This window comes from Peptostreptococcaceae bacterium, from assembly GCA_016649995.1.
Lineage (GTDB): Bacteria > Bacillota > Clostridia > Peptostreptococcales > BM714 > BM714.
Map to the genome: position 1 here is coordinate 1 of JAENWJ010000070.1, position 7264 is coordinate 7264.

Here is a 7264-nt window from a genome sequence, read left to right on the forward strand (position 1 = left end):
AATATCAGCCAAAAATTTAAATAAAAGTTTCGGCGTTGAATCCATATTGGAAGAAATAAGCTTCACAGTAAACAAAGGAGACAAGGTTGGGCTTATAGGCAAGAACGGCTCAGGAAAAAGCACCCTGTTCAAAATGCTCACGGGACTGCTTCCATCTGACGGCGGAACACTTTTCATCCCAAAGGAAATGCGCCTAGGATACCTGGAGCAAACACCGGATTTTGATAATATTTTAACGATAGAATCCGCATGCGCGGAAATTTTCAAGTCCCTTTTGGATACAGAAGAAATGCTTCACGAGTTGGAACGTTCGATATCCTCATTCAAGGATCACCATGATCCTTACTATGAAAAAACTCTAGCGCAGTATTCAAACCTGCGTGAAACCTTCGAGGAAATGAACGGATACGGATACAGAAGCGAAATCCGTGGCGTACTTATAGGTCTGGGCTTTCTGGAAAGCGAATTTGGCAAACCGGTTAACACCTTAAGCGGTGGACAGAAGTCGAGACTAAATATAGCAAGGCTGCTCCTTGCAAAACCGGACATACTCCTGCTTGACGAACCTACAAACCATCTTGACATAAGTGCAATCAATTGGCTTGAGGGATACCTCAAGAATTATGAAAACAGTGTTCTCCTTATTTCCCATGACCGGTATTTCATAGATCAGGTAGCAAATCGCATATTTGAAATTGAGAATAGGCATCTTCTTTCCCACAACGGAAAATATTCCGACTTTGTCATGTTCAAAAAAAGCCTCCGGGAAATGCAGATGAAAAGATATCTTGAAACCCAAAGCGAAATAGAAAAACAACAGGAAATAGTTCGCCGCTTCAAGCAGCACGGAACTGAAAAACTGGCAAAAAGAGCCGCAAGCAGAGAAAGAAAACTCGATAAAATTGAAAAAATCGAAAAACCCGAATTCATGAATGACAAGGCCTCAATAAGATTTAAGACTCAAATAAAAAGCGGAAAAGATGTTCTTTTCGCAAAGAACCTTTCTAAAAACTTTTTGGGCCGCACAATCTTTCAAAACATAGAATTCGACATATACCGCAATGACAAGGTTGGCCTTATAGGACCCAACGGAATAGGAAAGACAACGCTATTTAAGATACTGCTTGGACAGCTCAAACCGGACACAGGTTGCATCAATCGTGGACACAATGTCCATTTCGGGTATTATGACCAGGAACTGCAAGGGCTTAATGATGAAAACAACATCTTTGAAGAAATAGCCTCCGAGAACCCCCACCTTACAAATACGGAAATCAGGACGATGCTAGGAAGTTTTCTTTTCTACGGAGACGATGTTTTTAAAAATATCGATAAACTAAGCGGAGGAGAAAAGGGCCGTATTTCGCTTCTTAAGCTCATGCAGTCCAAATCGAATATGCTTCTTCTGGACGAACCAACAAACCACTTGGACATTCCCTCAAAAGAGGCTCTCGAAGAAGCCTTGTCATCATACGAAGGGACCTTCCTTGCAATCTCCCATGACAGATACTTCTTAAACCGTGTATGCGATCGAATATTCGACATGTCTGAGGACAAAATTGTACCCTACATGGGAAACTATGACGATTATCTCGAAAAGAAACTGCTTCTTGAAGAGCTGCGCGAAGAAGATGCTGCCCCCACAAAAACTAAAACCCAAATCAGGGATGATCGAAAGCGCCAGAAGGAGCAGGAAAAACTGCTCCGCGAAGAAAAAAATCGCCTACAAAATATTGAATCCGAAATCGCTGCGGCCGAGGAAGAGAAAACCAAATTGGAAAACATGATGTGCATAGACGAAGTTTCAAGCGACTTTGAAAAAATGCAGAAGCTTTCCCTCCGCTATGAAATATTGGAAAAAACCATAAAAAATCTGTACGATAAATGGGAATCTTTAATTTGATATTGACATTGAGGCAAAATCAATTTAAAATGTTGAATTGATAATTGAAATCATATTTCAAGGAGGAATACTAATGGTATTTGATCGAATCAAGGAAATCGTCGTAGAGCAACTTGTTTTGGACAATGCGGATGACATCAAAATGGGAACATCAATGATTGACGATTTGGATGCAGACTCTTTAGATGCAGTTGAAGTAATCATGGCCATAGAAGATGAATTTGATATTGAAATTGAAGATGAAGATGCCGAAGGTTTCAAAAGCATCGGCGACATCGTCAATTACGTAAATTCAAAAATTTCAGCATAATTTTAATAAAAATAAGGCCTGACTAATGTCAGGCCTTATTTTTATGCGAATATTGTCGAAACTTTCAAACTTTTCTGTATAGTTATATTTTTATGAGATGATTATTTTTAATCAATTATTTTTATGAAAAGATTGCTAATCGCATTTTTGTGGATAACTCTTAGCTTTTCCACAGAAATTTTAACAAAACATGGGTTCTCTTTTGCCTTTTTTGAATATTCTAAGCGTCTTGTAATAAAGTTGTCCACATTGTCCACACTTTTATCCACAAGACAGTGTTGAATTCCGAACCTCTTAATGGTTTACATAATCCTATTTCGAGCCCTTGTATTTGCTTCCCAACGCTAAGTTTGGCACAGCATTTGCATATAGGTCGGCAATATTTCCGGCTTTGAAATCAAAATAGGCTGCGGATGCCACCATGGCTGCATTATCCGTGCAAAGAGCCATAGAAGGAAAATAATATTCAAAACCCAGTTCCTCAGACTTCTCTTTAAACAAAGCCCTCAGTCTTGAATTTGCAGCTACTCCTCCTGAGACAACCAATCTGTTTGATTTCTGAATGCTAAGCGCCATGATAGATTTTTCAACGAGAACCTCTACCACCGCCTCCTGAAAACTTGCGGCCACATCGGCTCTGTTTATTTCGATGTCTTTCATTTTGCATTCGTTCAGGTAATTTAACACCGCGGATTTAAGACCGCTGAAGCTGAAATCAAGACTTCCCTTCTTCAGATACGCCCTCGGGAAATGAATTGCCTCAGGATTTCCAAGCATTGCCTCCTTGTCAATCAAAGGCCCTCCCGGATATCCCAATCCCAGTGCCCTGGAAATCTTGTCGAAAGCCTCGCCCGCCGCATCGTCCAGTGTTTTTCCGAGAATTTCGTATTTCCCATAGTCAAGAACATTGACCAAATGGGTATGTCCTCCTGATACAACCAAGCCCACAAATGGAGGCTCAAGTTGTTTGTGTTCTATGAAATTGGCGCATATATGTCCCTCGATGTGGTTTACTGCCACAAAAGGCTTTCCGGCCCCGTAAGACAGTCCCTTGGCCGTTGAAAGGCCTATAAGAAGGGCCCCTACCAATCCCGGTCCGTATGTGGAACCAATTGCGTCCAAATCCTCAAGTTTTACCTTTGAAAGCTTGAGCGCCTCATCTATAACCTGCGAAATTGCCTCAACATGCTTTCTCGAAGCAACCTCAGGAACCACCCCTCCAAAACGTTTGTGTATATCTATCTGAGAAAGAACCACATTAGAAAGCACATGCCTCCCGTTTTTGACTACAGAAGCCGCAGTCTCGTCGCAGCTGCTCTCAATTCCAAGTATAAGTACATCCTTTTCCTTCTTCATCCTCAATCACCTCTCCCAAAAAGTCGCTATAATATTTTCCCGTATAACGGCTCAAGCCTTGCCTTCTCACTGCGCCGTTCTGCAGTCTGTTTTTCGTTTCACATTCTACTGCTTTTTCCCTTTTCCTGCCCGCTGCATGCTGCACGCTGTCTTTTATCTTTTGCCTTTATCTTTTGCCTTTATCTTTTGCCTTTGTTTTTTCTTTCCACTTTCCACTTTCCACTTTCCACTTTCCACTTTCCACTTTCCACTTTCCACTTTCCACTTTCCACTTTTCCCTACTCATATCTCAATGCATCTATAGGGTCGAGCTTCGCGGCCTTGTTGGCGGGATATATTCCAAAGAAAATTCCAACCCCCGCCGAAAAAAGCCACGCAATCAGAATTGTGCTAAGCGATATCCCCGGTGGAATCTTGATAAACGCCGCAATTGCATAGGATATGCCAATCCCAAATGCAGTTCCTATTATGCCTCCCAATCCCGAAATTATTACAGCCTCAACAAGAAACTGAAGCAATATATCCCTTCGCCGGGCTCCAATGGCTTTCCTTATGCCGATTTCCCGCGTCCTTTCGGTAACAGACACAAGCATAATATTCATAACACCTATCCCCCCGACAACGAGAGAAATTGCAGCGATGGAACTCACTACAGCCGCTATTATGCCTGTAACCTTTCCAATTGACTCCATCTCGCTTTCGGCGCTGTAGCCCCTATACATACCCTCTCCCATGTTTCTGTGCCTTCTCTCAACCATGCTTGTCATGCGGCCTAGAACCGTCTGTATTTCAACATCCTGATTAAGATTCATATCTATTCCATAAACCCTGTCTCCCAAGCCGAAAATCTTTTCTACCGTGCTGATGGGGGTATATACATATTTGGGCTGTTCGTCCAATCCCAAATTGCTGATAAGTCCCTTCTTTTCCTCGAAGATTCCTACTATAAGGAGCGAAATGTTTCGGTTCCGCGTCTGCACAGTTATTCTCTCCCCCAGAACATCCAATCGCCCGAAAAGCTCCATGGCCATATCGCTGTCAATCAAAGCCACTTCACGCATTGCCTTTACATCGCTTTCTATAAGGTATCGCCCTCTTATGATTTCCTTATTTTCAATTCTATTGTATTGCTCATTTACGCCGGAAATGTAAACGTTTTCGTTCTTGCGGTTCATGGAGATTTCACCGCTTGTTGTATAGCTCGGTGAGATTGCAAGTATTTCATCCGAAAAAGTACGAGTCAATGCATCTATATCAGCATGGTTCATAACATCCTTGCTTTGTGGATTTTCCTTCCAGTTCATACCCATATAAACCCTTGCAACTCCAAAGCTTTCAAACTCTTGTCCTATTGCGGTCCTTCCACCCTTGCCAAGAGTGAATACCGTTATAACCGAAGAAATCCCTATGATTATGCCTAGCATAGTCAATATCGACCTCATTTTATTGCTCCATATGGCGCTCATTGCCACTCTCACGCTCTCAAAAATATTCACTCTTTCGCCCCCTTATCAAGGCTCACGCGGATCTTTTTCGAGCGGTCGTCAACTATTCTGCCGTCGTGAAATGCCACTATGCGGTTTGAGTACTCTGCTATGTTTTTTTCATGCGTAACCAAGAGTATCGTTACCCCTTCATCGTTTAGGATCTTAAAAATATCCATGATTTCTTCGCCGGACTTTGAATCAAGATTTCCAGTAGGCTCATCCGCCAAAATTATGGACGGATTATTCACAAGACTCCTGGCTATTGCCACCCTCTGCCTTTGCCCTCCCGAAAGCTCGTTGGGTTGATGAAAAATCCGATCGGAAAGATTGACCTTTTCAAGAGCCGCCTTTGCCATTTCGATTCGTTTTTCACCCCTTATGCCGGAATAAATCATTGGAAGCTCCACATTATGCAGGGCTGTCATCCTCGGCAAAAGATTGAATGATTGAAATACAAAACCTATCTTACCGTTGCGTATTCCAGCCAATGCATTGTCGTCAAGCTCAGACACATCCTCGCCGTCCAAAAAAAACTTGCCGCTTGTTGGCTTATCCAAACACCCCAATATATTCATGAGTGTAGATTTCCCTGATCCAGATGGTCCCATAACTGATACAAATTCGCCATTATCAATCCTCAAATTAACATCCATAAGGGCTTTCACTTCTATGTCTCCCATGGAATACACCTTGCAAAGATTCTCAATGCGTATCATGGCGTCTGCTCCTCCTGGGCATCATTTGTGCGAACCTTCATTCCGTCCTTAAGGTTTTCAGTAGGATTAAGTACGGCTCTTTTGTTTTCCAGCTTAGATCCGTCAAGTGGAATAATCTCCATCAATAGGTCGCCTTCCATGCCCGATTTTATTGGCACTTCCTCAAGCAAATTATCATCCAAAAGAAGATAAACCACCTTTTCTCCACCCTTTTTTATATAAACCGATTCATAGGGAATGAGCAAAGCATCTTCAAGACTGCCTGTCAAAATCTGAAGCTCTGCCGAAAAATTCGGTTTGAAGACCTCCGTCTTCTCCGTTATTTCAACAACCACTTCAACCACCGTTTCACTACCCTGTCCACTGCTTGAAACCATAGCATCGGGGGCAATTCTGTCAATCCTGCCATCAAAGGCCTCTTCGCTTCCCTGTCCCCGCACAAAAACCTTTTGTCCTATTTCAAGCCGCGATATGTCATACTCGCTTATTTGGGTTAAAACCTCAAGCTCATCAAAATCCTGTATGGTAAAAAGCGGTTGATTCAATGCCGCAAATCCTCCCACCTCTATTTGCAAATTTGTCAATGTTCCCGAAGCAGGGGACACTATTTCCGTTTTTTCGAAATCAGCTCTAAGCTTATTTAGACGCAATTCTTCAAGCTCGATTTGCTTGGCAGAAACCGTTCCAATCTTTTCGTACTCGTTTCTAAGTTCCAGAAAAAGCCTTTCAGAAGCCTCATATTCGGATTTGCTCACCGCCCCCTCATCATAAAGGATGGCATTTCGCTCAAAAACTTCTTTAGCCTCTTCATAGGCTCTTTTAGCTGAAGACAATTCCGAAGACTCCCTGTTTTTTATCAAATCGAGATTCAATTCGGCCTCCTTAATAGCATAGTTGAGCTCATCTGCGCCCAAAGATACCACCACATCACCCTTAGATACTAAATCTCCTTCCTCAAAATTAATTGCAGATATCCGCCCCGATAACTCAGCCGACACAGTGCTGCTGTTCTTTGCCCTTACTATACCTGAAGTATATATGTTGGATGAAAGAGAGCCTTTTTCGATTAGTGATGTCTCAACAAGGGGCATCTCCATAACCCTTTGCGCAGCAACCTTTTGCATTGCAAACCCGATTACCGGCAACAAAACCAAAATTCCGACTATAGCCCAAAATTTCTTACCCTTTTTCTTTTTCATATTGCCCCTCGTTTCATAGCAGTAATTTTCGTCCATTCCTATTCTTTTATCTTTGAGCTTTTTGCTGTTCACTGCACGCTAATCGCTGCCCACTGCATGCTGCCAGCTTTTTCTATCTTTGGTCTTTATCTTTGGTCTTTCCTTTCCACTTTCCACTTTCCACTTTCCACTTTCCACTTTCTACTTTCTACTTTCTACTTTCTACTTTCTACTTTCTACTTTCTACTTTCTACTTTCTACTTTCTACTTTCTACTTTCTACTTTCTACTTTCTACTTTCTACTTTCTACTTTC

The 7264-nt window shown here is 42.1% G+C and carries 6 protein-coding genes; 2 read left to right on the forward strand and 4 right to left on the reverse strand.

What is annotated here, in order from left to right:
* Window positions 1-1903 (forward strand): ABC-F family ATP-binding cassette domain-containing protein (locus JJE29_08690; GenBank protein ID MBK5252691.1); only part of this gene is annotated, 1903 nt, incomplete at its 5' end.
* Between the two features lie 73 nt (window positions 1904-1976).
* Window positions 1977-2213, forward strand: coding sequence for an acyl carrier protein (gene acpP / locus JJE29_08695; GenBank protein MBK5252692.1), 237 nt, complete (start codon window positions 1977-1979; stop codon window positions 2211-2213).
* Window positions 2214-2525: 312 nt separating this feature from the next.
* Here the strand turns inward: acpP and tsaD are convergent, their stop codons facing one another.
* The 4 genes from tsaD to JJE29_08715 form a co-directional block, all read right to left on the reverse strand.
* Window positions 2526-3569, reverse strand: a complete 1044-nt coding sequence (gene tsaD / locus JJE29_08700; GenBank protein ID MBK5252693.1) for a tRNA (adenosine(37)-N6)-threonylcarbamoyltransferase complex transferase subunit TsaD — start codon at window positions 3567-3569, stop codon at window positions 2526-2528.
* A gap of 278 nt (window positions 3570-3847) precedes the next feature.
* A complete protein-coding gene (locus JJE29_08705; protein ID MBK5252694.1) occupies window positions 3848-5065 on the reverse strand; it encodes an ABC transporter permease in 1218 nt (405 codons plus the stop codon).
* A complete protein-coding gene (locus tag JJE29_08710; GenBank protein MBK5252695.1) occupies window positions 5062-5772 on the reverse strand; it encodes an ABC transporter ATP-binding protein in 711 nt (236 codons plus the stop codon). Before JJE29_08710 ends, JJE29_08705 begins: the two co-directional genes overlap by 4 nt.
* Window positions 5769-6971 carry an efflux RND transporter periplasmic adaptor subunit gene (locus JJE29_08715; protein ID MBK5252696.1) on the reverse strand — a complete coding sequence of 401 codons (1203 nt, stop codon included), beginning with the start codon at window positions 6969-6971 and terminating at the stop codon, window positions 5769-5771. The genes JJE29_08710 and JJE29_08715 overlap by 4 nt, the downstream gene beginning before the upstream one ends.
* Window positions 6972-7264: the final 293 nt, after the last annotated feature.

Coding starts and splice junctions, on each gene's coding strand:
- tsaD (MBK5252693.1), bottom strand. CDS start 3,569: ATGAAGAAGGAAAAGGATGTACTTATACTTGGAATTGAGAGCAGCTGC.
- JJE29_08715 (MBK5252696.1), bottom strand. CDS start 6,971: ATGAAAAAGAAAAAGGGTAAGAAATTTTGGGCTATAGTCGGAATTTTG.
- JJE29_08710 (MBK5252695.1), bottom strand. CDS start 5,772: ATGATACGCATTGAGAATCTTTGCAAGGTGTATTCCATGGGAGACATA.
- acpP (MBK5252692.1), top strand. CDS start 1,977: ATGGTATTTGATCGAATCAAGGAAATCGTCGTAGAGCAACTTGTTTTG.